Source organism: Pseudazoarcus sp. NS20 (genome assembly GCF_059703745.1).
This window is the reverse complement of sequence record NZ_BAAKIY010000001.1, coordinates 1,234,142-1,259,254: the sequence shown is the minus strand read 5'-3', so window position 1 is coordinate 1,259,254 and position 25,113 is coordinate 1,234,142. Positions and strand designations below refer to the sequence as shown.

24 protein-coding genes are annotated in these 25,113 nt (G+C 60.6%); 18 read left to right on the top strand and 6 right to left on the bottom strand.

The window, feature by feature from the left end; translation table 11 throughout:
- From AC6H0W_RS05695 to AC6H0W_RS05660, 8 genes are all read left to right on the top strand, one after another.
- Window positions 1-502: hypothetical protein (locus AC6H0W_RS05695; protein ID WP_497576167.1), on the top strand; the 502-nt coding region annotated here is incomplete at its 5' end.
- 106 nt (window positions 503-608) lie between these two features.
- Window positions 609-1,859 carry a glycosyltransferase family 4 protein gene (locus AC6H0W_RS05690; protein ID WP_497576166.1) on the top strand — a complete coding sequence of 417 codons (1,251 nt, stop codon included), beginning with the start codon at window positions 609-611 and terminating at the stop codon, window positions 1,857-1,859.
- Between the two features lie 47 nt (window positions 1,860-1,906).
- A complete protein-coding gene (locus AC6H0W_RS05685) occupies window positions 1,907-2,500 on the top strand; it encodes a sugar transferase (RefSeq protein WP_497576165.1) in 594 nt (197 codons plus the stop codon).
- On the top strand, window positions 2,497-3,129 hold the full coding sequence (locus AC6H0W_RS05680) for an acetyltransferase (protein ID WP_497576164.1): 633 nt from the start codon (window positions 2,497-2,499) through the stop codon (window positions 3,127-3,129). The genes AC6H0W_RS05685 and AC6H0W_RS05680 overlap by 4 nt, the downstream gene beginning before the upstream one ends.
- Before the next feature lie 21 nt (window positions 3,130-3,150).
- Window positions 3,151-4,341 (top strand): DegT/DnrJ/EryC1/StrS family aminotransferase, encoded by a 1,191-nt coding sequence (locus AC6H0W_RS05675; RefSeq protein WP_497576163.1) that lies wholly within the window; start codon window positions 3,151-3,153, stop codon window positions 4,339-4,341.
- Window positions 4,342-4,379: 38 nt separating this feature from the next.
- A complete protein-coding gene (locus AC6H0W_RS05670) occupies window positions 4,380-6,245 on the top strand; it encodes a polysaccharide biosynthesis protein (RefSeq protein ID WP_497576162.1) in 1,866 nt (621 codons plus the stop codon).
- 208 nt (window positions 6,246-6,453) lie between these two features.
- Entirely contained in the window at window positions 6,454-7,197 is a 744-nt protein-coding gene (locus AC6H0W_RS05665) for a hypothetical protein (RefSeq protein ID WP_497576161.1), read from the top strand.
- Window positions 7,194-8,570, top strand: coding sequence for an O-antigen ligase family protein (locus AC6H0W_RS05660; protein WP_497576160.1), 1,377 nt, complete (start codon window positions 7,194-7,196; stop codon window positions 8,568-8,570). The genes AC6H0W_RS05665 and AC6H0W_RS05660 overlap by 4 nt, the downstream gene beginning before the upstream one ends.
- On the opposite strand, the gene AC6H0W_RS05655 is transcribed toward AC6H0W_RS05660, so the two are convergent.
- From AC6H0W_RS05655 to polA, 6 genes are all read right to left on the bottom strand, one after another.
- Window positions 8,558-9,664 carry a glycosyltransferase gene (locus AC6H0W_RS05655; RefSeq protein ID WP_497576159.1) on the bottom strand — a complete coding sequence of 369 codons (1,107 nt, stop codon included), beginning with the start codon at window positions 9,662-9,664 and terminating at the stop codon, window positions 8,558-8,560. The two genes, AC6H0W_RS05660 and AC6H0W_RS05655, sit on opposite strands and share 13 nt — an antisense overlap.
- Window positions 9,665-9,702: 38 nt before the next feature.
- A complete protein-coding gene (locus AC6H0W_RS05650) occupies window positions 9,703-10,683 on the bottom strand; it encodes a glycosyltransferase family protein (RefSeq protein WP_497576158.1) in 981 nt (326 codons plus the stop codon).
- A gap of 50 nt (window positions 10,684-10,733) precedes the next feature.
- Window positions 10,734-11,624 (bottom strand): DUF6625 family protein, encoded by an 891-nt coding sequence (locus AC6H0W_RS05645; protein ID WP_497576157.1) that lies wholly within the window; start codon window positions 11,622-11,624, stop codon window positions 10,734-10,736.
- A 132-nt stretch (window positions 11,625-11,756) separates the two neighbouring features.
- Complete coding sequence (locus AC6H0W_RS05640; RefSeq protein WP_497576156.1) at window positions 11,757-12,803, bottom strand: glycosyltransferase family 9 protein; 1,047 nt, start codon at window positions 12,801-12,803, stop codon at window positions 11,757-11,759.
- Entirely contained in the window at window positions 12,800-14,536 is a 1,737-nt protein-coding gene (locus AC6H0W_RS05635; protein ID WP_497576155.1) for a carbamoyltransferase family protein, read from the bottom strand. The genes AC6H0W_RS05640 and AC6H0W_RS05635 overlap by 4 nt, the downstream gene beginning before the upstream one ends.
- 95 nt (window positions 14,537-14,631) lie before the next feature.
- On the bottom strand, window positions 14,632-17,340 hold the full coding sequence (polA, locus tag AC6H0W_RS05630; RefSeq protein ID WP_497576154.1) for a DNA polymerase I: 2,709 nt from the start codon (window positions 17,338-17,340) through the stop codon (window positions 14,632-14,634).
- A gap of 87 nt (window positions 17,341-17,427) precedes the next feature.
- On the opposite strand from polA, the gene AC6H0W_RS05625 reads away from it, so the two are divergent.
- The 10 genes from AC6H0W_RS05625 to AC6H0W_RS05580 all read left to right on the top strand — a co-directional run bounded on the left by AC6H0W_RS05625 (window position 17,428) and on the right by AC6H0W_RS05580 (window position 25,110).
- On the top strand, window positions 17,428-18,153 hold the full coding sequence (locus AC6H0W_RS05625) for an LOG family protein (RefSeq protein WP_497576153.1): 726 nt from the start codon (window positions 17,428-17,430) through the stop codon (window positions 18,151-18,153).
- 380 nt (window positions 18,154-18,533) lie between these two features.
- On the top strand, window positions 18,534-18,851 hold the full coding sequence (locus AC6H0W_RS05620; RefSeq protein WP_497576152.1) for a DUF2782 domain-containing protein: 318 nt from the start codon (window positions 18,534-18,536) through the stop codon (window positions 18,849-18,851).
- A 21-nt stretch (window positions 18,852-18,872) separates the two neighbouring features.
- Complete coding sequence (locus tag AC6H0W_RS05615) at window positions 18,873-19,820, top strand: homoserine kinase (RefSeq protein ID WP_497576151.1); 948 nt, start codon at window positions 18,873-18,875, stop codon at window positions 19,818-19,820.
- Window positions 19,821-19,882: 62 nt separating this feature from the next.
- Complete coding sequence (locus AC6H0W_RS05610) at window positions 19,883-20,632, top strand: BPSS1780 family membrane protein (RefSeq protein WP_497576150.1); 750 nt, start codon at window positions 19,883-19,885, stop codon at window positions 20,630-20,632.
- On the top strand, window positions 20,613-21,269 hold the full coding sequence (gene nadD / locus AC6H0W_RS05605) for a nicotinate-nucleotide adenylyltransferase (protein ID WP_497576149.1): 657 nt from the start codon (window positions 20,613-20,615) through the stop codon (window positions 21,267-21,269). The genes AC6H0W_RS05610 and nadD overlap by 20 nt, the downstream gene beginning before the upstream one ends.
- Window positions 21,270-21,276: 7 nt before the next feature.
- A complete protein-coding gene (gene rsfS, locus AC6H0W_RS05600; RefSeq protein WP_497576148.1) occupies window positions 21,277-21,633 on the top strand; it encodes a ribosome silencing factor in 357 nt (118 codons plus the stop codon).
- Between the two features lie 22 nt (window positions 21,634-21,655).
- A complete protein-coding gene (gene rlmH, locus AC6H0W_RS05595; protein WP_497576147.1) occupies window positions 21,656-22,126 on the top strand; it encodes a 23S rRNA (pseudouridine(1915)-N(3))-methyltransferase RlmH in 471 nt (156 codons plus the stop codon).
- Window positions 22,127-22,172: 46 nt separating this feature from the next.
- Window positions 22,173-22,787 carry a Maf family protein gene (locus tag AC6H0W_RS05590; RefSeq protein WP_497576146.1) on the top strand — a complete coding sequence of 205 codons (615 nt, stop codon included), beginning with the start codon at window positions 22,173-22,175 and terminating at the stop codon, window positions 22,785-22,787.
- 179 nt (window positions 22,788-22,966) lie between these two features.
- Window positions 22,967-24,421, top strand: a complete 1,455-nt coding sequence (gene rng, locus AC6H0W_RS05585; protein WP_497576145.1) for a ribonuclease G — start codon at window positions 22,967-22,969, stop codon at window positions 24,419-24,421.
- Window positions 24,418-25,110, top strand: a complete 693-nt coding sequence (locus AC6H0W_RS05580; protein ID WP_497576144.1) for a hypothetical protein — start codon at window positions 24,418-24,420, stop codon at window positions 25,108-25,110. The genes rng and AC6H0W_RS05580 overlap by 4 nt, the downstream gene beginning before the upstream one ends.
- Window positions 25,111-25,113 lie beyond the last annotated feature (3 nt).

Here is a 25,113-nt window from a genome sequence, read left to right as displayed (position 1 = left end):
TTACGCCCAATCACCTAATGCCGACTCACTGCAGCGCTTGCGACTCCAGCATGTAGTTCCTTGGGCGAAAGTTTATTCTCGAGCTTTCATCGAGACCCATCACCTTCGGTTCGATCCAGTGCGCCGCAGCAACGACGTCGCGTTTAATGTCTTGGCGGCAGTGCATGCAAGGAACGTGCGAACGGAAATGACGTCCGTTTATCGCGTATTCCGTCGCCCCGCAAGCCTTACTGCAAACGTGACGGCAACCGCCTTCATTGAGCGCTTTCTGATTGACCGCTCGGTCGCATGTCGCCTCTCTGCGCTTGGCGTGCGAAAAGGGCGCTCCGCAACCGGTCATATGCTGCTCGCGCTCAAGCATGGTCCCTTCGTGGCTTTAAAAGTTTGGCGGTTGGCGATCTTCTCATCAATGCACATCGAATGGAGGCGGGTTCTCGATGCTGCCCGCTGGCGGCGATTCCTAGCAAACCATCGTCGCGACGCCAAGGAACGGACGCGATGACCTTGCGCGTCCTGAATGACATCACCGCCCCCTGACCCAGATCACTAATGGCGCGTTTAAACTGTCACCCCTTCGCCGCCAAGAAACATCCTGCCAGCCACATCTCATGCACATTCTTTACCTTCATCAATACTTCAATACTCGGTCGATGCCGGGCGGAACTCGTTCTTATGAGATGGCGCGCCGGCTTGTGAAAATGGGTCATCGGGTAACGATGATCACTTCCTGGCGAGAAGATGACGATCGCAAAGACTGGTTCGTGACGAACGAGGACGGAATCGAAGTTCATTGGCTGCCCGTCCCGTATTCGAACCACATGCCGTATCCGGACCGGATCAAAGCCTTCATGCATTTTGCACTCAGCTCAGCGCGACGGGCGATATCCATCGAAGGGGATATTGTGTTTGCCACGAGCACCCCGTTGACCATTTCGATCCCTAGCGCGCTGGCAGCGAAGAAACTAAGAATCCCTATGGTTTTTGAAGTGCGTGACTTATGGCCCGAATTGCCAATTGCGATAGGGGCCCTCAAGAATCCTTTTAGCATACGACTAGCTCGCTGGCTTGAGTTCTGGGCTTATCGCAACTCGGAAGCGGTAGTTGCCTTATCACCCGGGATGAGAGACGGAATAGTAAAATCAGGCTACGCTGAAGAACGGGTAGCGGTCATACCAAACAGCTGCGACAACACTGATTTTGACGTTAGTCCCGAAGAAGGCACCGCTTGGCGGGCGAAGCGGCTGTGGCTGGGCGACCGCCCGCTTGTTACCTATCCTGGCACATTCGGTAAAATCAACGGCGTGAGTTACATGATCGGCTTGGCAACGGCGCTTTTGAAAACCTCCCCTGAAATACGGATCTTGCTTATTGGCGACGGCATGGAGAGGGCTCTGGTCGAAGAACAAGCGAGACGCGCAGGTGTATTAAACGTGAATCTATTCATCGAGGATCCTGCACCCAAGCGGGATATGCCAGCAATCTTCGCCACATCAGACATTATTTGCAGTTTGTTTGTGGACATGAAAGAAATGCAGGCTAACTCCGCAAACAAGTTTTTCGACACCCTCGCTGCAGGCAAACCCATTTTGATCAATTATGGCGGCTGGCAGGCTGATATAGTGAACCGCGAAAGCTGCGGAATAGTGACCTGGCGCAAAAGCTTTGATGAAGCCGCGCACTTGATTTCAAATCAACTTTCAGATGCAAATTTCATGAAGAGAGCAGGCGAAGCCTCAAAGAGGATTGCTGTAGAACTTTTTGACCGCGACCTTCTAGCTGAACAACTTGCACAAGTTTTTTCCTTAGCCGCTGAGCGCAAGGGCGACAAAGCAAAATCGATCGCGAGTGGAAACTATTAAAATCGACACAGCCCTCAGTCCATAAAGTTTGATCAGGTCATTCAATTGTGAAGCGACTTCTCGACGTCGTACTCTCAGCGGGTGCACTGGTGCTGTTATCACCAATAATCGCCGTTGTTGCACTGCAAATCCGTCGCAAACTTGGTCGGCCCGTGCTTTTCTTCCAGGTCCGCCCAGGTCTACACGGCAAGCCTTTCAAGTTGGTCAAATTTCGCACGATGGTTAATGCCAACGGGCCGGACGGCGAACCGCTGGCGGATGCACAGCGCATGACGCCTTTCGGCGGTTTTTTGCGCTCTTCGAGCCTAGACGAACTGCCCGGGCTGTGGAACGTGCTTAAGGGCGACATGAGTCTTGTCGGCCCTCGACCGTTGTTGATGGAGTATTTGCCGCTATACAGCCCCGAACAGTTCCGCCGTCACGAAGTGCGCCCTGGCGTGACCGGCTGGGCCCAGATCAACGGCCGTAATGAAGTCAGTTGGCAGGAACGCTTTGCCATGGACGTCTGGTACGTAGACAATTGCAGTCTTTGGCTGGATCTGAGGATTCTGCTGCTGACCGTGCGTAAGGTGCTGGTGCACGAAGGCATCAACGAGCGGGGGCAAGTCACAATGTCTAAGTTCACCGGAAACGACCAATGAAAGCCTTGGCCGTCTTCGGCGCGAGTGGGCACGGGAAAGTCATCGGCGACACCGCTGAGCTATTGGGCTGGGAGCACTGCGTATTCTTCGATGACGCCTACCCGACCTGCTCGCGCAACGAAGAATGGCCCGTGCTTGGAACATTCAGCAACCTTGTCGCGCGCTTGGCGGAATTCGACGGGGTGTTCGTCGCAATTGGGAACAACGCGATCCGTCGAGACAAGCTGCACGAGTTGCTGCAAGCGCGCGCCAACGTTATCAGCTTAATACATCCAAATTCGTGCGTGAGCCGTTACGCGCAACTCGGTGCCGGGTCAGTGGTTTTACCTGGGGCGGTGATGAACGCCTATGCCCGCACAGGGGTGGGGGCAATCCTGAACACGCAAAGCAGCATAGACCACGACTGTATTTTGGGTAACGGCGTGCACATCAGCCCCGCTGCGCATTTGGGAGGCAATGTCATCGTGGGCGACGGCAGCTGGGTAGGCATCGGCGCTAGCGTGCGACAAGGCATTCATATCGGCTCCAATGTAATCGTCGGGGCAGGCGCTGCCGTAGTTATGGACCTGCCTGACGATGTCACGGCAACCGGCGTTCCGGCATCATTCTCCACGGCCAATCAGCTGTGATCTTTGTTGCGTGAGCTTTCAGTGATCGACACCCCTTTTCCCCCTTGGCCTGCGTACTCCAGAGAGGAGGCTGACGCGGTTCAGGACGTGTTGCTGTCCAACCGCGTCAACTACTGGACCGGAGAGCGATGCAGGCGCTTCGAAGAAGAATTTGCCGCGTGGGCCGGTACGGCGCACGCGGTTTGCCTCGCGAACGGCACGGTTGCGCTGGATCTGGCACTCAAGGCACTCGAGATCGGGGCGGGCGATGAAGTTATCGTCACGCCGCGCACGTTTTTGGCATCGGCTTCGTCAATTGTACACGCGGGCGCCGAACCGGTTTTTGCCGACGTCGACCGTGAGAGCCAAAACATCACTGCGGAAACTGCACGGCGCGTAATGACCCCGCGCACGAAGGCCATCCTGTGCGTTCATTTGGCCGGTTGGCCATGCGAAATGGACTACATCATGAGCCTGGCAGGTGATTTCGGGCTGAAGGTCATCGAGGATTGCGCACAGGCGCATGGAGCGCGCTACAAGGGCCGTCCGGTCGGCTCTATCGGCCATATCGGCGCGTGGTCGTTTTGTCAGGACAAAATCATGACCACCGGCGGCGAAGGCGGCATGGTCACCACCAACGACCGCGCCCTGTGGTCGAAAATGTGGTCTTTCAAAGACCACGGCAAGAGTTGGGAGGCCGTCTATGAGCGCAATCATGCGCCAGGCTTCCGATGGGTACATGAACAATTCGGAACGAATTGGCGCATGACGGAAATGCAGGCAGCCATTGGCCGCATTCAGCTACATCGCATGGAAGACTGGCATGCTCAACGTAGCCGCAACGCACATGCCGTTTGGGATGCCATTCGGCACTTGCCTGGCTTGCGCGTGCCAGCGGTGCCCGCACACATCAATCATGCCGCCTACAAGTGCTACGCATTTGTAGAGCCTGACCAGCTGTCCGCGGGATGGAGCCGGGATCGCATCCTACGTGAGATCAATGCTCTGGGAGTGCCGTGCTATACCGGCTCTTGCTCGGAGGTGTATCTGGAAAAGGCGTTTGACGGCACCGGCTATCGACCTGAGCGCCCAATGCCCATCGCGCGCGAACTGGGCGAGACTAGCTTGATGTTCCTGGTGCACCCAACCATCGGTTCCTTAGAAATTGAGCACACCTGTAACACGATAGAGAAGGTGATGCGTGCAGCAACCGGCGGGACGCATCACTCATGATTAGTCCAAAGTGGAGCACGCGCTCTCTGCTGGTCTTTATGTTCGACTTGAGCGCAGTTACAGTAGCTTGGCTCGGCGGCTTCCTACTGCGCTTTAACTTCGAGTGGCCTTCCAACTACAACGAGAAAGCTGTCGTCGGTTTGGGGGTCCTCCTGTGCATTCAAGTGGGCGCCTGTTACTGGGCCGGCTTGTATCGCGGCATGTGGAGCTTTGCCAGCCTGCCGGACTTGAAACGCGTCATCAAAGCCGTGGGCATCTCAGCTGGCGGCCTGATCGCCGTGCTCGCGGTTGACCGCACCCCCGGCCCTGCCATTCCCCGCTCAATGCTCGTCTTGTACCCGCTACTACTGCTGGTGATCATGGGAGGAGGCCGGGCCGCATGGCGTATGTGGAAAGAGCACTGTTTTTACGGCGATCTGAAGGCAGCGGGAGAACCAGTGATTATCGTAGGCGCTGGCACGGCTGGAGCCATGTTGGTGCGCGAGCTTGAACGCACAGCGGATTGGCGTGTTGTGGCGCTGGTGGACGACAACCCTTCGAAGCTGGGGCTAGAGTTGCATGGCCACCCGGTGGCGGGGACACTAGCATCGCTGCCGGAAGTGCTGCGCAAGTTTAAGGCGCAGCACGTCATCCTTGCCATTCCTTCGGCTCCGCCGGAAGAGCTGAGGCGAGCCACCAACCTGGCCGTCTCAGGCGGCGCACGAGTCTTCACCGTGCCGAGACTGGAAGACCTGATGACTGGACGGGTGGCGATCACCAAGATGCAGCCGGTAGCCATAGAGGATCTGCTCGGCCGCGAAACGGTCAGCATCGATACGGCGCATGTGCTTGAAATGATCGCGGGCAAGACGGTATTGGTGACCGGTGCGGGCGGATCTATCGGCAGCGAATTGTGCCGGCAGCTCACGCGTTCCAAACCGCGCACGCTGGTGCTATACGAAATCAGCGAGTTCGCGCTGTATTCGCTGGAGCAATGGTTCGCCTTGCACAGCCCCTCCACCCGCATTGTTCCGCTTGCCGGCGACGTGCGCGACGCCGTGCGGCTTGATGAAGTGTTCTCTGAACACCGCCCGCAAATCGTGTTTCATGCTGCCGCATACAAGCATGTGCCCCTCATGGAGGTAGGAAACGCGTGGCAAGCAGTGCGAAACAACGTGCTGGGCACGCTGCAGGTCGCACAGTGCGCGCAAACCTATTCCGCCGAGCGCTTCATCCTGATCTCAACCGACAAGGCCGTTAACCCGACCAACGTCATGGGGGCCAGCAAGCGACTCGCCGAAATGGTGTGCGAAGCGCTGTACCGGCAATCGTCTGCCACGCAGTTCGAAATCGTGCGCTTCGGCAACGTTCTGGGAAGCAATGGAAGCGTCATCCCGAAGTTTCAGGAGCAGATTGCTCGCGGCGGTCCGGTGACCGTGACCCACCCGGACATTACCCGGTATTTCATGTCGATCCCTGAAGCGGCGCAGTTGGTACTGCAAGCCTCAGCAATGGGCAAGGGCGGCGAAATCTTCGTGCTTGATATGGGCGAACCGGTACGCATTGCTGACATGGCACGCAACATGATTCACCTTTGTGGCTACACGGAAGCAGAAATTCGCATCGAGTTCACGGGGTTGCGGCCAGGAGAGAAGCTGTATGAAGAGTTGCTGGCCGACAGTGAAACGACCTGTACGACCCCGCACCCGAAACTGCGGATTGCCGCTGCGCGAACCGTCTCTTCCGACGTAATTGTTACGCTCAACAAGTTGTTCAGCGAAGTCGATCGTCTTAGCGACGGTGAAGTACGCACACTACTAAAATGTCACGTCCCGGAATACACCCCCGAACAACTCACTAGCGCATTCAACATATGCGCCGTCGATCCCGTACTCTCACCCGCCAAGGAACCGCGCGCCAAATGACTTCGGAATATACAATACAGGTCGCTAGTACCTAATTATCGGCTTTATCTCGACAACACTTGTTCATGCATACAGCGCGAATATCACAGAAAAAAGGTAGGCTGACATGAATGGCACCCCACCAAAGCAAATGCAAGTCAGGCCGCCGAAATTCATACGTAGATGTTTGCGGCTACGAAACTGGCTAGCCCTGCAGACTCGTTGGGCGATGAAGCCACGCTGTCAAACACATGGCCGCGCCGCTCCGGTGATCGTATCGCTCACCTCTTATCCGGCGCGCTACGCGACGCTACACCTCACCCTTAAGAGCCTGCTAATACAGAAGGTTAAGGCGGACAAAGTGATTCTATGGATCGCCCACGAGGATGCTCATCTGTTACCGAAATCGGTAACTAATCTTGTTAAACAAGGCCTTGAAGTTCGCCACTGCGAAGACTTGAAGTCCTTTAAGAAAATTATTCCAGCGCTGGCTGCTTTTCCGGAAGCCGACATCGTCACCGCCGACGATGATATTTATTACTGGCCGGAATGGCTAGAAGAACTACTTAGCGCGGCGAGCCAGCACCCCGGAGACGTAATCGCACATCGGGTCCATGAGATGACGATCGACAATGATGGCATTCGGCCCTACCGCCAATGGAACAGCAATGCCAACAATCGACAATCTACCGCCTACAACTTCGCCACAGGCGCGGCCGGCACCTATTATCCCGCTGGCTGCTTTTACGCCGACATTTTAGATACTGCGAAATTCATGCGTCTCTGCCCGACAGCGGACGATGTCTGGCTCTACTGGATGACACGCCTGAATGGACGCTATACCCGCCACTCTGGCACGCGTCATGATCTAATGCCCTGGAAGGGAACCCAGCAAGTGTCTCTCTGGAAAACCAACAAGCACGCGAACGACGAGCAAATTCAAGCGATGTTCAACGAGTACGGTCTACCGTGACACCGATCCGTTCGTCCGCTCCGCAGCCAAACGTCGTCCACGCTTTTTTTTGCGGTTCGACTTTGCTGTTCCCGTTTCTGTGGTTTCTCTTTAGAGAGGCGTCCGAAGCCCTGGTGATTGCCCAGCTTCTGCTCTTCGTCGCCTGTATTGTGTTCCGCACAGCTTGGATTCATCCAGACAGGATGCTGTTGCTTTGCACTGCATTCTGGGCCCTCATACTGGCAGGCTATCTCTGGCACCTATACTCGGTACCGGAGGAGTTGTTTGGCGGCTCTAAGGCCCGGTCATACCTGACTTCAGTGTGCTTCTTTTTGGTGCTCGCCCACGGCTTGACTGGTTCCACGTGGCAAAGCCCATACGCCCTGCTGATAAGTGCCGCGACTGGCCTGTTGCTTTACCTTGCTCTACTCGCGCCCCCAGAGCATTGGGGCCAAGCTTGGGCTGGCAAACGTATCGACTTTGGCATCGACAACGCTCAGCACGCCGGCGTCATTTTCTCGACAGGCTTACTGGCGACGTTAGCCTTTGCTCCGCGCTGCATCGCGTCCGTTCAGAGCAAGTTAAGGCCAATCGTAGGTACAGTCATGATCGTATTGGTGACGCTCATGACTTGGGCGACCGTGGTGACACAAGTGCGCGCAGCATGGCTAGGATTGGGGCTGGCCGTTCCGCTATTGTTAGCGATTTCATTGCGCATCGCATACATCAAAAGCTCCGACGAAACGCCTCGCAAACGTAAATTGATCATTGGTGGAGTTACCGCCGCAGTGGCAGTGGCAGTGGCAGTGCTCATCTTCGCCGCTATGCAAGGGCCGCAAAGACTAGCTGAGCGCATTTCCGAGGAAGATATTTCAGCTGCAAAATTAGCCAGCGCGGCGCGTTTCGAGACTAATGAGGATTTGTCGAGCACGCAGGTTCGCGTGGCATCTTGGTCGGCGGCGACGGCCTGGATTGCCGAGCGGCCACTGATGGGATGGGGCGCTCGAACTGTTAACCGCCTGATTCAGCACTCACCGTATTTCAGCGACGACTTCAAGAAAAACTTCGGCCACATCCACAGTAGCTACTTCGAAGTCCTGATTGCACTCGGCTGGGCCGGATTTTTCGGCATTGCCTCAATCGCTGCACTGGTTGCCTACAGATCGGTGATTGCATGGCAAAAGGGCTGGATGCCATCTGATGTGTTCGCTTTTGCTTGGGCGTTTTTTGCGTTCTGGGCGGTCGTCAATGTTTTCGAATCGTACGTAACTTACCCATCTGGTTTCTTCCTGAATTCGGTGGTCGGCGGCTTCGTCTATGCATTTTATCTACGCGGACGAGGATGGCGAACTGACGCGGGGATGCCCCCCGCCAACCGCCTTCAGAACCCCTGACCGAAGCCTTCTCCGAAGAAGCGGCCACGGGCGGCTTGATCGGAGAAGGCTTCGGTCAGCCGGGCGTTCTGGTGATCTATGATCGCTCGCAATTCGCCCTGCCCGAGAGTGGCGTACTCGGCCAACCTGGACGCTAACGTCACGTCATCACCAAGCTCAAACTGCGCCTCGGGCCGATCGACGACCTCCGGCGCCCCGCCGGACGCACACGCAATGACGGGCACGGAAGCTGCCATGGCCTCCAACAGCACCATGCCGAACGGCTCGTGATCCGACGTGAGGGCGAAGACGTCAAATGCAGCGAAGTAACGCCGGGCCTCGGGGATTTGCCCCACGAAGCGCACACGGCCTTCTATGTTCAAGACTCGGGCTTCGGCTTTAAGGGCGCTTTCGAGCGGACCGCTTCCTATGATGACAAGCAAGGCGCTTTTCGGTAGTTTCGGCACAGCTTTAGCGAATCCCCGTATGAGCGTGGATTGGTCCTTGTCGCGATGCAAGCGCCCAACGTTTCCGACAATCCAAGCATCGTCAGGCAAACCCAGTCGATCACGTGCGCTTTGACGGGAAACGAGTTCGGAGCGAACGGCAGCGACATCGATCCGGTTGTGCAAGGTGTGCACCTGATTACGCATGAAAGGCAGGGAGCGGCAGATGTCGTCTCGGACGGCGTCCGAGACGCCCACGAGATTCAGCCTCTGCCTGTACCAGCGTGCAAGCAGCCTGCGTGAAACGCGGTCGTAATCTCCGAACGCGTGGTGAACACCAATAACCGGCAGGCGACTTGAAAGGCACGCGATATAAACTGGCTTGAAGCGATGGGCGATGATCCCTTCATAAGGACGCTGCTTTAACAGCTCTCGCACTCGGCGCACGGCTCCTATCTTCAACCCACCGACTTGGGCACTCGAGAACTCCAGGAAGTCAACTTCGTCGCAGGCGGTCCGCTCCGCCACAGCGCCGTCGCGCTGTCCCGTGAGATATACGGTGGCCACCCGAGTAGCAGTGCCTTGAAAAAGCGCCGACCATTGTCGGGCCACGTCGGCAAAAGGGCCGTAGTAGCAGTGGCAAAGCTGGAGCACCCATCTTTCATTCATTTCACGCCCGCCTTGCATTCAACTTTGCCCCCGTCTGCTCATTTTCGACCCAATGCCCAATAGGCCCTGGTTCTCGCCCACAACATGCGCTCGCGCCACGTCATGGGTGGCGGCACGCCGGGCTGTCTGACGAGCGCATCTTTAAGCAAACCGCGGCGATGTCGCCACTGATGCCTGGACTCGGCCAACCTCCGGCCCTCCTCCGCGATGGACTCAGCCAAGCCCGAAGTCTTGCGAATAGTATTCACTTTCTCCGCGAGCTCCTCTGCCGAACTGTAAAGCACGACGTTGCGCATATCTTCGAAGCCCAATAGTTCATTTTCCCGCGGACTCGTCGTCAACGCACACAGAACACAGCCTGCGGCGAGAGCTTCAAAATTCTTGATGTGATACTCCTGAAAGCCTGCATCAGCACTGATGAAAAAGCGCACACGGTTTAACGTGCGCGCGTACTCATCATCTTCTTCAGAAAGATCTGCTGTTCGCAGAGTCTGCACAGGGAGATGACGTGAAACCTCCTGCAGCATCAAACGCCTCTGCCTGTAGAGCGAGTGGCCGGTTCGGCCTATAAAAGCAAATTCGAGATCTCGCGGCGAACCCATATGGGTAATCAATCGATGATCATAGGCCTTTGGCACGTAAGACACGACAAACCCTAGCCGTTGATAATGCTCAAAGGCCGCAAGACTAGTGACGATAAGACTGACCTTTGGGAACATCTTGAACAACGAGGGAAACTGCCGATAATATTTACTATCCGGCATGTAATCCTGTTGCAGATCAAGATCATAGATGACGACTTCTGGAAGCTGTGCCAATGCTCGGATATCGCTTCCGGAACGCCGGAAGCCACCGCAGAGTACGACGCGATCAAACTCTTGATGAGCCGTCATTTCGACCGTCGCCCGGAGCCTTCCCTTTTCGAAACAGCGAACTTCGCACTCATACTCATCACGCAGGGCCTCCCACGTGGTGGCGTTGCGCATACTGCCCGCCTCAGCAAGCACAAGAACTTTCATGTAACCATCCTGATAATGTTCAGATGCAAACCTGACGTGACGGCGTCCAGTCAAGTATCCGGCGCCACTTTGGCAAAGATCCCTTTCGGAGAAATTTCCAGCACGACAGCCGGATCCCAAGCGTATTCAAGACCTTTGACATTATCTTCCGTCCACTGCTTTTTCCAGTGCATGAAATGGAGATAAGGATAAGTCGTTGCTGCATCCTTGTCGTTCCAGAGACGACCCCTCTTCCAATACCACGCTGCGGGGAAGTCGAAACTGCCGTCGATCCACGGAATCTTGGCGTCCGGAGTCGTGAAGGCCTCCCGGAATTCAGCACGATCAAGCCATGGATCCCACTTTTTGGCGAACCATTGCACCCACTTCGGTGAATTCTTGTGTCGAAGAAACACTCGCGAAAACGCTTTCTCATCGAAAGCCGCGTGCCGAGGAGCGACAAACAGCGCCTTCCAGTCCAAAACTCGCCGGAAGGCGCTGTTGATCTCGGGAACATTGCGAAGAACGGTCAAATGGCCAGAGAGTCTCCGCGAATGCAGCGCAGTCACATCGCGCGCCTCGAATTTGCGCGCGTGCAGGTAAGCCTCGAGATCACCCAAAACGACGTCGATATCGCCGAAAGCCCAGAAACGCGCGCCTTCAAGATAGTCGGCATGAATCTCGGCCAATGCCGGTTTAATATCGCAGAGCTTGCGCGATGACGACGGCGCGAAATCAATGCCGAGCCGCTCAGAAACGAGACCGCAGTAGTGCTCGAAACTAAACTCAACGATGCGTACGTTGGGAGGGCATGAACCGGGAATACCGCAATCACTGAATAGCACCCATTCGACACCCGGGTTATCTGCGCAGCTACGCAAAAAAAAGGGGAACCACGAAGGCCAGACCCCGAAGTACGGGATGAGTATTTTCAGCCCCAGAGCGCGCCTTTCCTTAGACACCGCGCGCCTCCGGGACATTGGCCGCACCATGCAAGCCATGCCGGATCACACGCTCCTCGTGCAGTCCGCTCAAACACCGCAGAGCACAAAACTCAAAACGCCCCCTCCACATCGCGAAACAGGCTACGGACATCATTGAGCCCCCTCACTCACATTTAGAGTCAGCTCACGCCGCTCAAACATAGCATTTGCATGCGGCTCAACGCGCCAGAACGGAATAAGCGGACGCCATACGTGACCACTCGGCCCCTTGAACGTGAAAAGTGGTGACAGCACCAGCCCACCATTATTGAACCCCGGACGCCACACGAAATCGGGGGGCTTGCGCGTTATCGTCACTGTCGGCACGCCCAGCATGGAAGCTAGATGACCGCCCCCAGAGTCATTGCTTATGACGATGCTCGCGTCGCGCATGAATTCCATCAGGCCGCCCAAATCGGGGAAAGCCTCTATCCTGAACCCGGAATACTCGGACTCAAGACGGTGACGATCTGCAAGCGCCGAGACAAATGACACCTCCCAACCGGAAGCGGCCAATCGTCGAGCAATGGCCCGGAAACCTCGCGGCCAGTAGTTTTTGCGGGGATTAGGCGTCGTCGGAAAAATAAGGGCCTGTCTGGGCAGCGGGCTCGACCGAACATCGTCAAAGCTGACAGACGGCGCTTCTTCCCGCGCCGCGAGGTTGAAAGTCTCTGCGAGATATCGATCTACCCAGTCCACCATCGTCAGACCAGCTTTAGAGTCTCGACAAAACGCTGCGCAGGCATTGCCGAAGCTTTGGTTCCCGATTCGGATACGAGATGAGATCGTGCGGAGTGGGTCTGGTAGATCCTTGGAAGTCACGACAGCGAGATTGGCATGAGTGGACAGCAGCGTCGCGAAGGCGTCGCCCGCCCGCCCCTCACCCGACTGCGGCGCAACCCCTGCGTCCCATATCACCAGATCGAACCTGTCCAGCAAGGAGGACAACCCTGCGCCCTCAAGCCGTTGGACAGCAAGCCAGGGAAAGAATCGGGCGGCCGGGGCCAGATGATCAGAGAAATAGGTAACGCGCGCGCCGGCAGCGACAAAAGTCTGGGCCAAGCGTAAATAAATGGTGAGATCGCCGAGGGCGGGGAACGGCACAACGGCGACCCGAAGCTCCGACGACCGCTTTGGGGCCGGCATCGCGACACTCACGCTGTCCCCTTCACCACCAGCACATCCTCCATCACCAGATACTGCAGATCCGACCCGAAGAACATGTTCAGCGCGTCGGTGGGCGAGCAGATCATCGGCTCGCCACGGCGGTTGAGCGAGGTGTTAAGCACCACGCCGTTGCCGGTAAGCTTTTCCATTTCAAGCATCAGGTCGTAATAGCGCGGGTTGTATTCGCGCTTGAGCACCTGGGCGCGGGCGGTGCCGTCTTCATGCACGACTTCGGGAACGCGCGTTTTCCATTCTTCTTCAACTTCGAAGGTGAAGGTCATGAACGGCGCGGGGTGATCGGAGCCGAACATGCGCGGGCCGACGGTGTCGAGCATGCTGGGGCAGAACGGGCGCCAGCGTTCACGGAACTTGATCTGTTCGTTGATCCGGTCGGCCACACCCGGCGCGCTGGGGCAACCGATGATGGAGCGGCCGCCAAGCGCGCGGGGGCCGAACTCCATGCGCCCCTGGAACCACGCCACCGGATGGCCGTCCGCCAGCAGTTGAGCGATGCGCTCCGGCACCTTGTCGATGAGCTTCCACTGCGGGTTCGCCGGATGCCTGGCGCAGGCGGCGATGACGTCTTCGTTGCTGTAGGCCGGGCCCAGATAAACGTGCTCCATCTTTTCGACCGGCACGCCGCGCGCCACGGAAACGTAAGACGCCGCACCCACAGCCGTACCGGAGTCGCCCGAGGCCGGTTGCACGAAGAGCTCTTTCACCTCAGGGCGGGCGATGATCTTCTGGTTGAGCTTGACGTTGAGCGCCCCGCCGCCGGCGAAGGCGATACGACCGGTCTCGCGAAGGATGTCGCCCAGGTAGTAGTCCATCATCTGCAGCGCGAGCTCTTCGAAGAGCTTTTGCATGCTCGCGGCGTAATGGATGTACGGGTCGTCGGCGATGTCGCCCTTGCGCATCGGGCCGAGCCACTCGATCAGCTTGGGCGAGAAGTAATAGCCCTTACCGTTCTCCTTGTAACGGCGGAAGCCGATCACGTTGGCGAAGTCGGTGTTGATGATCAGCTCACCGTTCTCGAACTTCGCCAGGCGCGAGAAGTCGTGGCGGGCCGCGTCGCCATAAGGCGCCATGCCCATCACCTTGTACTCGCCATCGAGCATCTCGAAGCCCAGATACTCGGTGATGGCGCCGTACAGGCCGCCAAGCGAATCCGGGTCGAAGAACTCCTTGATCTTGTGAATCTTGCCGTTTTCGCCCCAGCCAAAGAAGGTGGTGGCGTATTCGCCCTTGCCGTCGATACCCATGATGGCCGTCTTCTGCGTGAAGCCGGAGCAGTGGTAGGCGCTGGATGCGTGCGCGAGGTGATGCTCTACCGGCACAAGTTCGACCTTCTTCAGATCAAAACCAAGTTGCAGCAAGCACCATTCGATGCGGCGACGGTAGCGATGAAAACGGCGGTTACCCATGAGGATCGCGTCGAGCGCGCGATCGGGCGCATACCAGTAACGCTTGGCGTAGTGCCAGCGCGCCGGCCCGAACAGGCTGATCGGCGCAAACGGAATCGCTACGACGTCGACATCCGACGGCTTGATGCCGGCGAACTCCAGACAGAACTTGGCCGACTCGTAGGGCATGCGACCCTTGGCGTGCTTGTCGCGCACGAAGCGCTCTTCTTCAGCTGCCGCAATCAGCTTGCCGTCGATATACAGCGCCGCGGAAGGGTCGTGGGTAAGTGCGCCGGAAAGGCCGAGAATGGTCAGAGACAAGGGCAATCCTTTTCTTTATCGCGCCACGGAAGAGCGACAACGACAAAATGCATCGAAATTGGGCGGAATTATACAGGCGGCAATGTATCGGGCACTTAATGCGCCTCGTCCCAGTTATCCCCCGCCCCCACCTCGACCAGCAGCGGCACCGACAACTCGGCCACGCCGGCCATCAGATTGGGGAGCTCGCGGCGGATCAGATCGAGCTCGGTGTTCGGCACCTCCAGCACCAGCTCATCGTGCACTTGCAGCACCAGGCGTGACTGCAGCTTCTGCTCGGACAGCCAGTGACTGACCGCGATCATGGCTTTCTTGATGAGGTCGGCGGCGGTGCCTTGCATGGGTGCGTTGATGGCGGCGCGTTCGGCGCCTTGGCGGCGGCCGACTTGCTGGGCGCGAATGTCGGGCAGGTACAAGCGGCGGCCGAAGACGGTTTCGACGTAGCCTTTGTCTTTGGCCTCGGCCTTGATGCGCTCCATGTAGTCGGCGACGCCGGGGTAGCGCGCGAAATAGCGGTCGATCCAGCCTTGAGCGGCGCCGCGCTCGATGCCGAGGTTTTTTGCCAGACCATGGGCGCTCATGCCGTAGATCAGGCCGAAGTTGATCACCTTGGCGTAGCGCCGCTGTTCGTTAGTCACTTCCGCGGGCGCGGCACCGAACACCTCGGACGCGGTGGCGCGGTGCACGTCTTCGCCTTGCGCGAAGGCTTCGAGCAGGCGGGCGTCGCTCGACAGGTGCGCCATGATGCGCAGTTCGATTTGCGAGTAGTCGGCCGACACGATGACGTGATCACGTGGCGCGATGAAGGCGGCTCGGATGCGGCGGCCTTCGGGCGTGCGGATGGGGATGTTCTGCAGGTTGGGCTCGGAGCTTGAGAGCCGGCCGGTGACGGCCGTGGCCTGCGAGAAGCTGGTGTGCACACGCCCCGTTTTGGGGTTGACCATGCGCGGCAGCTTGTCGGCGTAGGTGCTCTTGAGTTTGGACAACCCGCGGTGCTCCAGCAGCAGTTTGGGCAACGGGTAGTCCTCCGCCAGCTGCGTCAGCACGTCTTCGTCGGTGGAGGGCTGACCGGTGGCGGTCTTCTTGACCACCGGGAGACCGAGCTTGCCGAAGAGGATTTCGCCCAACTGCTTGGGCGAGCCGAGGTTGAAGGGCTGGCCCGCCAGCGACTGCGCTTCCAGCTCCAGCTCGTGCAGACGCCGGCCGAGCTGCTCGGAATGCTGGGACAGCAGGAAGGGGTCGATCAGCACGCCAGTGCGCTCCATCTCGAACAGCACCTGCAAGGTGGGCAGTTCGATGTCGCGGTACAGCGCAGCAAGCTGCGGCTCGCGCTCAAGCTGGCCGGCAAAGCGGCGGTGCAGGCGCAGCGTGATGTCGGCGTCTTCCGCGGCGTATTCGGTGGCGCGGTCGATGGCGACTTCGTCAAAGCCGATCTGCTTGGCGCCTTTGCCGCACACGTCGGTGTAGGGAATGGTCTTGACGCCCAGATGCCGCATGGCGAGCGAATCCATGTCGTGCGACTTGTCGCTTTCGAGCACGTAGGATTCGAGCAGGGTGTCCTCGACGATGCCGCGCAAGGCGATGTCGTGGTTGGCCAGCACGTGGGCGTCGTATTTGAGGTTCTGGCCGAGCTTGGCGTGCTTGTTCGATTCCAGCCACGGCTTGAGGCGGATGAGTACTTCGTCCAGCGGCAATTGCTCGGGCGTGTCCGCGCCGCGATGGGTGAGCGGCAGATACACCGCCTTGCCCGGCTCGACCGAGAACGACATGCCGACCAGGCGCGCCTGCAGCGGATCGAGGCTGGTGGTTTCGGTGTCGAAAGCGGTCAGTTCGGCTGCTTCGATCCTGGCCAGCCAGGCGTCAAAGGCGGCCCAGGTCAGAATGGTTTCGTACTCGCGCTCGACCACCTCTTCGCTCGCGGCCTCCTCGGTGGCTGGCACCACGGCATCGGATTTGCCGTCGCGGTCAAGATCGCGCAGCCAGCTCTTGAAATCCATGCGCTCGTACAGGGCTCGCAGGCGTACCTTGTCGTCATCACGCGCAGGCAGGTCGGCTGGCTTGAATGGCAGATCAAGGTCGAGCGCCACGGTGACGAGCTTGCGCCCGAGCGGCAGGAAGTCGAGGTGCTTGCGCAGGTTCTCGCCCACCTTGCCACTCACCTGATCGGCGTTAGCGACGATGTTGTCGAGCGTGCCGTATTGGGTGAGCCATTTCACGGCCGTCTTGGGGCCGCATTTCTCCACGCCCGGCACGTTGTCGACGGTGTCGCCCACCAGCGTCAGGTAATCGATGATGCGCTCGGGCGGCACGCCGAACTTGGCGGTCACACCGGCTTCATCGAGTACCTCTTCGGTCATGGTATTGACCCAGCGCACGCCCGGCTGCACGAGTTGGGTCAGGTCCTTGTCGCCGGTGGAAATCACCACCTCCCAGCCGGCCTCGACAGCCTGGCGCGTCAGCGTGCCGATGACGTCGTCGGCCTCAACGCCGTCCACCATCAACAGCGGCCAGCCCTCGGCCTCAACGCCTTCGTGCAGCGGCGCAATCTGCGCGCGCAGGTCGTCGGGCATGGGCGGGCGGTGCGATTTGTAGTCGGGATACCAGTCATCACGAAAGGTCTTTCCCTTGGCGTCGAATACGCAGGCGCGATACTCTGCCGCGTACTGGCTCTCAAGACGGCGCAGCATCGAGAGCACGCCACGCACGGCGCCGGTCGGCTCGCCCGCCGAGTTGCGCAGATCGGGCAAGGCATGAAAAGCACGATAGAGATAACTGGAACCGTCTACGAGCAGCAGCGTGGGCATTCTGGACTTCCTGGCGGTGAAACCGCCGACGGCGACACGGGCTGACCCCGCGCCGACACCTGACGACGGACACAAAAAGAGAACCGCATGACGGCGAAAGAGAAACTTCCCCGCAGCGTGCCGGGCAGCGACGCGCATAACTTCAACGCCCGCGAATCCTGGCGGATTTTCGGGATTATGTCAGAGTTCGTGGAGGCCACGGAGCGGCTCAACGCCATCCGCCCGGCGGTGTCGATCTTCGGCAGCGCCCGCACGCGCGCCGACCACCCCTACTCTGTTCTGGCCGAGGAAATCGCCAAGCAGTGCTCCAACGCAGGCTTCTCGGTGATCTCCGGCGGCGGCCCCGGCATCATGGAAGCGGCCAACAAGGGCGCCTACCACGGCAAGAGCCCGTCGGTAGGGCTGAACATCCGCCTGCCGATGGAGCAGCACGGCAACCCGTATCAGGACATCTCGCAGACCTTCCAGCACTTCTTCGCGCGCAAGTACTGCTTCGTGAAGTTCGCCGCGGCCTACGTGGTGCTGCCCGGCGGCTTCGGCACGCTGGACGAACTGCTCGAAGTGCTGACGTTGATACAGACGCGCAAGAGCCGCCGCATTCCGGTGATTCTGGTGCATGAGCCGTTCTGGCGCGGCCTGCTCGACTGGTTCCGCGACCGCCTCATCGACGAGGGCATGATCAACCCCGACGACATGAACCTGGTGCAGATCATCGACGACCCGGCGGAAATCGTGGCGGCCATCTTCAAGCACTACGAGACACGTGGTTTCGAGCCGCTGCCGGAAGAGCACGAATTGATGCTCAACCTGTAAATCGTCGGCACGCGTGCGGTATTAGCCAGCCAAGGCGGAAGGCGGGGGGGCAGTCGAGGCTTTTGTCATTGCGAGCGCAGCGCGGCAATCTGCTGCGGTGCGCTCGCAATGACGGGTTTGGGGGGTGTCGGGTGTGCGTAGGTCGTGTTGAGCCGCAGGCGAAATGCGACGGCGGGGTTGTCATGGGCGTGGGTTGTCGGAATTCGCTGCGCTCATCCCGACCTACGGGGAAGCGCCGGGGCCTCCGTAGACGACCGACCAAACCAAAGGCAACGCGCGGTGGCTGAGCTTGTAACCGCGCTGACGCTGCATTCCGCCACGCCACCCCGGACGGCCTGACCGTAAGACGCTAGAATGCACGTATCCAACGGAGATCGAACATGCCCCGCTTTCTCATGATCCTGCTGCTGGCCGTCTCGATGCCGGTCGCCGCCCAGATTCTCGAGCCGCTTCCGCCGCCCCCGCCGCCGCCCGAAGGCATGACCGACGACCCGGCCGAGCCCGAAGTCACCATCATGCAGCGCGATGGCGATCAGGTTGAGGAGTATCGCTCCAACGGCCGCCTGTACATGGTCAAGGTCACGCCTGCGCACGGCGTGCCGTATTACCTGATCGACCAGAAGGGGGACGGCGTGATGATCCGCCACGACCAGCGCCCCGAGCTGTCCGTGCCGATGTGGGTCATCAAGTCCTGGTAAGTCGAAGGGAAACGCCCGTACATGTCGGTATTCACGGCCGTCAGTCATGACGACCTCGCCCGCTGGCTCGACAGCTTTGCCGTCGGCCGCCTCGTTGAGTTCGAGGGCATCGCGGCGGGGGTGCAAAACAGCAACTTCTTCGTAACGACCACGCTGGGGCGTTACGTGCTGACCCTGTTCGAGTCGATTCCGCGCTCGGACCTGCCTTATTACCTGTACCTCACGGCGCATCTGGCGCACCACGGCCTGCCGGTGCCTGCGCCGGTGGCCAATCGGCACAACGAGTATCTGGGCACGCTGTCCGGCCGCCCCGCCGCGCTGGTGCGGCGCCTGTCCGGGCGTTCAATCACCGAAGCCACGGCGCAACACTGCCGCCGCGTGGGCGCGATGCTGGCCGGCCTGCACCGCGCGGGGCTGTCGTACGGGCGCCGCCAGCCCAACGCCCGCGGCGCCGCGTGGCGTGCCGAAGCCGGCAAGCGGGTGGTCAGCCATGTGCCGCCTGACGAAGCCGAGCTGCTCCGCTCCGAGCTTGACTGGCAAGCCGGGCAGGACTTCACTGCGCTGCCTCAAGGCGTGATTCACGCAGACCTGTTTCGCGACAATGTGCTGTGGGATGGTGATCTGATCGGCGGCGTCATCGACTTCTATTTCGCCGGCAACGACGCCCTGCTGTTCGACGTGGCAGTGACGGTAAACGACTGGTGTACCATGGCCGACGGCCGGCTCGACGCCGAACGCGCCGACGCCCTGCTGCAGGCCTACGCGGCCGAGCGCCCTTTCACGCCAGCCGAGCGTGAGCTGTGGCCGGCGGCACTGCGCGCCGCGGCGCTGCGCTTCTGGCTGTCACGGCTCGAAGACCTGCACTTGCCGCGCGGCGGCGAGATGGTGCAGGTCAAGAACCCCGATGAATTCCGCAACATCCTGCGCTGGCGCATCACCAGCGCGCATGCACTTCCCGCCAACGCCTGAGACGGCGCGACCACTCTCCGACAGGAAGCACACACCGGAACATGCAAGCACGACGCTTTCCCATGAAACAAGGCTGGCACTGGGTCACCGAAGGCGCCCGCCTGTATCGCCGCAGCCCGGCCATTCTGATTTTTGCCTCGTTCACCTACATGCTGCTGCTTTTGCTGCTGGGTGCGATTCCGTTCATCGGGCAGGCCGTGGCCTATCTGTTGATGCCGGTGATGTCGCTCGGTGTGCTCAACACCTGCCGCACGGTGGATGAAGGGCGCAAGGCCGGGCCCGACATCCTGTTCTCGGGCTTCCGCAGCAATGTGCCCAACCTGATGGCGATCGGCGGCATGTATCTGATCGGCAGCATGATCGTGCTGTTCGTCACCTCGTTCTTCGACGACGGCAGCCTGATGCGCATCCTCACCGGCAGCGAGCCCTTCGACCCCGCCGACGACCTGCCCAACCTGGGCACGGCGCTGGCCGTGGCCTTCGTGCTGTCGCTGCCGGTGCTGGCCACCTACTGGTTTGCGCCCATTCTGGCCGGCTGGTGGCGCGTGCCGGCAGCCAAGGCCATGTTCTTCAGCTTTTACGCCTGCCTGCAGAACTGGCGTGCCCACGTGCTGTTCGGCATCGTGCTACTGCTCATGCTCGGGCTGGTGCCGCGCATCCTGATCAGTTTCGCCGGCCTGATCTCGCCGCTGTTTGCGAGCATCCTGACCATGCTGCTGCCGCTGGTGCTGCTGCCGATCACCTTCGCCAGCTTCTATGCCAACGCGCGCGACGTGTTCGGCTGGAACCGAGATGTCCCGCCCGCAGGCTGAGGCCGCCCCGCTCGGGCTCTTTGGCGGCACGTTTGATCCGATCCACACCGGGCACCTGCGCCTGGCTGAAGAAGCGCGCGAGGCGCTGGGCCTTGCCGCGGTGTGCTTCATCCCGGCTGGCAACCCGCCGCATCGCGACACGCCGCGCACTGCCGCCGAACACAGGCTAGCCATGGTGCAACACGCCATCGCCGGCAATCCGGCCTTCTGCTGCGACGACTCGGAAGTGCGCAGCGCCGGCCGCAGCTACACGGTGCTCACGCTCGAACGCCTGCGCGCCGAGCATGGCGCCCGCCCGCTGGTGCTGATGCTCGGCGCCGACGCCTTTCTAGGGCTGGCAAGCTGGCACCGCTGGGAAGAAATCCTGGGCTTTGCCCACATTGCCGTGGCAGACCGGCCGGGCCATGCGGCCGACGAACTGCCCGAGGCACTCGGCGCCGCGCTGGCACACCGTATCAGCACCGACCGCAGCCGCCTTCTTTCCAGCCCGGCCGGCGAAGTGGTACGGTTCCACATGACGCCACTGGCCATTTCTGCGACGGAAATCCGTACGTTGGTGCGGGAAGACCGCAGCCCGCGCTATTTGCTCCCGGATTCCGTTGTCGACTATATTGCCGCCCACTCTTTGTATCGCTGACCCCCTAATGGACCTCACAGAACTTCAGAAAACCGTCGTCGACGCCCTCGAAGACATCAAGGCGCGCGACATCGAGGTCATCGATACCTCCCGCTTCACGCCACTGTTCGACCGCGTCATCGTCGCCAGCGCCGACTCCAACCGCCAGACCCGCGCCCTCGCACGCAACGTGCAGGAGAAGGTGAAAGAGGCCGGCGGCGACGTCATCAGCGTCGAAGGCGAAGAAAGCGGCGAATGGGTGCTGGTCGATCTGGCCGACATCGTCGTGCACATCATGCAGCCGGCTATTCGCAGCTACTACAACATCGAGGAATTGTGGTCGGCCACGCCGTCCGCACCGCGCCGACCCGCCAGCCGGGGCTGATGCGCCCGCGCGGGGTGACGCGATGAAGCTGCTGCTGGTGGCCGTCGGCACTCGCATGCCCGGCTGGGTGGACGCCGGCTTCAACGAATTCGCCAAGCGCATGCCGCGCGAGATGCCGCTTGAGCTGATCGAGATCAAGGCCGAGCCGCGCACCACCGGAAAGACCGTCGAGGCCATGCAGGCCGCCGAGGCCAGCCGCATCGAGGCTGCACTGCCGGCACGCTGCCGCCGCGTGATTCTCGACGAGCACGGCCGCGACCTGACCACCACCGCACTGGCCACTCGCCTCGAGGGCTGGCGCGAATCGGGCGAAGACATCGCCCTGATCATAGGCGGGCCGGATGGCCTGGCCGAATCGATCAAACGATCCGCCCACGAGACCATGAGGCTGTCCAGCCTGACCTTGCCTCACGCTTTGGTGCGCCCTTTGCTGGCCGAAGCGCTGTACAGAGCCTGGAGCGTAACCCGCAATCACCCGTATCATCGAGAATGACGTAAACCTTCCTAAAGAAAGCCGTGCGTGCAGCGGCACATGCCTTATGAACCGACCCCGCATCTACCTTGCCTCCCGAAGCCCTCGCCGCCGCGAGTTGCTGCGTCAGATCGATGTCGATTTCGACATGCTGCTGTTCCGCGACAACGAACGCAGCGACACCGACGTGGATGAAACGCCCCACCCGGGTGAGCCGGTCGAGGATTACGTGCGGCGGCTGGCGTTGATGAAGGCGCAAGCCGGTGCCCGGCGCATCAGCATGCGCCGCCTGCTGCGCCGCCCCGTTCTCGGCGCCGACACCACGCTCGAAGTGGATGGCGAGATCATCGGCAAGCCGGCCTCGCGCGACGAGGCCCAAGCCACGCTCGAACGCCTGTCCGACCGCAGCCATCGGGTACTCACCGCCGTCGCACTGGCTGATGACTACCGCAGCGAGTGCCTCACCAGCATCAGCGACGTGCGCTTTCGCAAACTCTCGCGCGACGAGATCAAGCATTACGTGGCCACCGGCGAACCTATGGACAAGGCCGGCGCCTACGGCATCCAGGGGCGCGCAGCGACCTTCGTGGCTGAAATCCGCGGCAGCCACTCGGGCATCATGGGCTTGCCGCTGTTCGAAACGGCGCAGTTGCTAACCCGCTTCGGCTTGCCCGTACTCTAAGCCGCAGGGCGCTTTCTCATTTACCATGTCAGCTGTGCCGGCTCGGCACGGCATGCCGCCCAACACGCGCTGCCGGCGGGCCGCCCGAAACACGCCCGCCTCTCCGAATTTGCGCCCCCGATGGGTCATCCGCAATGCACGGCGCGCCGGCATTTCGAATCCCCCATTGAGCGTTGTCCATGAGCATCGAATTCCTCATCAACTGCACGCCGCAGGAAACGCGCGTGGCTGTCTCCGAGCAAGGAGTGGTGCAAGAACTGCACGTTGAGCGCACCGCCAACCGCGGCATCGTCGGCAACGTCTATCTGGGGCGCGTAGTGCGCGTGCTGCCGGGCATGCAGTCGGCGTTCATCGACATCGGCCTCGAGCGCACCGCCTTTCTGCACGTCGCCGACATCTGGAACGAACGCAGCAACGGCGAGCCGGTGCGCAGCATCGAACGCCTGCTCGCCGAGGGCCAGAACATCACCGTGCAGGCGCTCAAAGACCCGCTCGGCACCAAGGGCGCGCGGCTGTCGACGCAGATCAGTCTGGCCGGCCGCATGCTGGTGTATCTGCCGCAAGAAAAGCACATCGGCATTTCACAGCGCATCGAGGATGAAGCCGAGCGCGAGCGCCTGCGCGAACGGCTCACCGCGCTGATCCCCGAAGACGAAACGGGTGGCTACATCGTGCGCACCGTGGCCGAAGCGGCCACCGATGAAGAGTTGGCCGCCGACATCAACTACCTGCGCAAGCTGTGGGCCGAGATACGCAACCGCGCCACGGCTTCGCGCCCGCCCGCCGTGCTGTACCAGGATCTCGACCTCGCGCACCGCGTGCTGCGTGACCTGGTCACCGACCAGGTCGGGCGCATCCTGGTGGACTCGCGCGAGAACTATCAGCGCCTGCTGGCCTTTGCGCAGGAGTACAGCCCGAAGGTGCTGCCGCTGCTGGCGCACTACAGTGGCGAGCGCCCGCTGTTCGACCTGCACAACGTCGAAGTCGAAATCGAGAAGGCGCTGGCACGGCGCGTGGACCTGAAGTCCGGCGGCTACCTGATCTTCGATCAGACCGAGGCGATGACCACCATCGACGTGAACACCGGCGGCTTTGTCGGCGCGCGCAATTTCGACGACACCATCTTCAAGACCAACCTCGAAGCCGCGCAGACCATCGCCCGCCAGCTGCGCCTGCGCAACCTGGGCGGCATCATCATCATCGACTTCATCGACATGGAAAACCTCGAGCACCGCAACCAGGTGCTCGACGAGTTGCAGAAGGCGCTGCAGCGCGACCACACCAAGATGAGCGTCAACGGCTTCACCGGCCTCGGCCTGGTCGAGATGACGCGCAAACGCACGCGCGAATCGCTCACCCACCTGCTGTGCGAGCCCTGCCCCACCTGCGAGGGGCGCGGCGAGGTCAAGACGGCACGCACCATGTGCTACGAGATCCTGCGCGAACTGCTGCGCGAGTCGCGCCAGTTCAACGCCCGCGAGTTCCGCCTGCTGGCCGCGCCCAACGTGGTCGATCTGTTCCTCGATGAAGAGTCGCAGGCGCTGGCCATGCTGTCCGACTTCATCGGCAAGAACATCTCGCTGCACCCCGAGGCGAGCTACACGCAGGAACAGTTCGACATCGTGCTGCTATGAGCACGGCCGCACGCACCCTGCCGTGGGCCGATCCGCTGTTGGCCGTGCTGGCCGCCGCCATCGGCTTGGCCGCCGCGCACGCCGATGGCGTTGCACTCGACCCGCTCAAGGCCGTGGCCGCATTGCTGCTGGCTGCGCCCGCCTTCATGGGCTTTCAGCGCACCACCGCACGCGTGGCCGGTGACGCCGGCAACGCCGTCACCGAACTGATCTTCGCCATCGTGCTGCCGATGCTGTTTCTGCTGGTGCTGACGAGCGGCACCGACCATTTCGTGCGCGGCACCTGGAGCTGGTCATCCTTCGCCACCGGATTGCCGTTTGCCTTGCTGGCCGGTGGCGTGCCGCTGATGCGCGCCTTGCAGGCACGCGAAGCCGATCTGGCAGCAGGCCGCAACACGCTGGCCACGGCCATCGGTCCGATGAACGCCAAGCTGTGGCTGTTCGGCCTGTCGCTGCCGGCCTACCTGTGGCTGGTGCTGCAGGTCGGGCGTGATTCACTCCCACAGGCCTGCGGCGCGGCAGCGGTGTCGCTGATCTTCTCGCTGCGCGCCGTGCGCATCCTGCACGAAGACTTCGACGACGCGGACGAACTCGCGCGCGCTACACGCCTCACCCTATTCGCCGCGGTCGCCCACGGTGCGCTGCTTGTCGGCGCATTCCTGTTGGCTCATCGCTGGCCCATTTTCTGAACG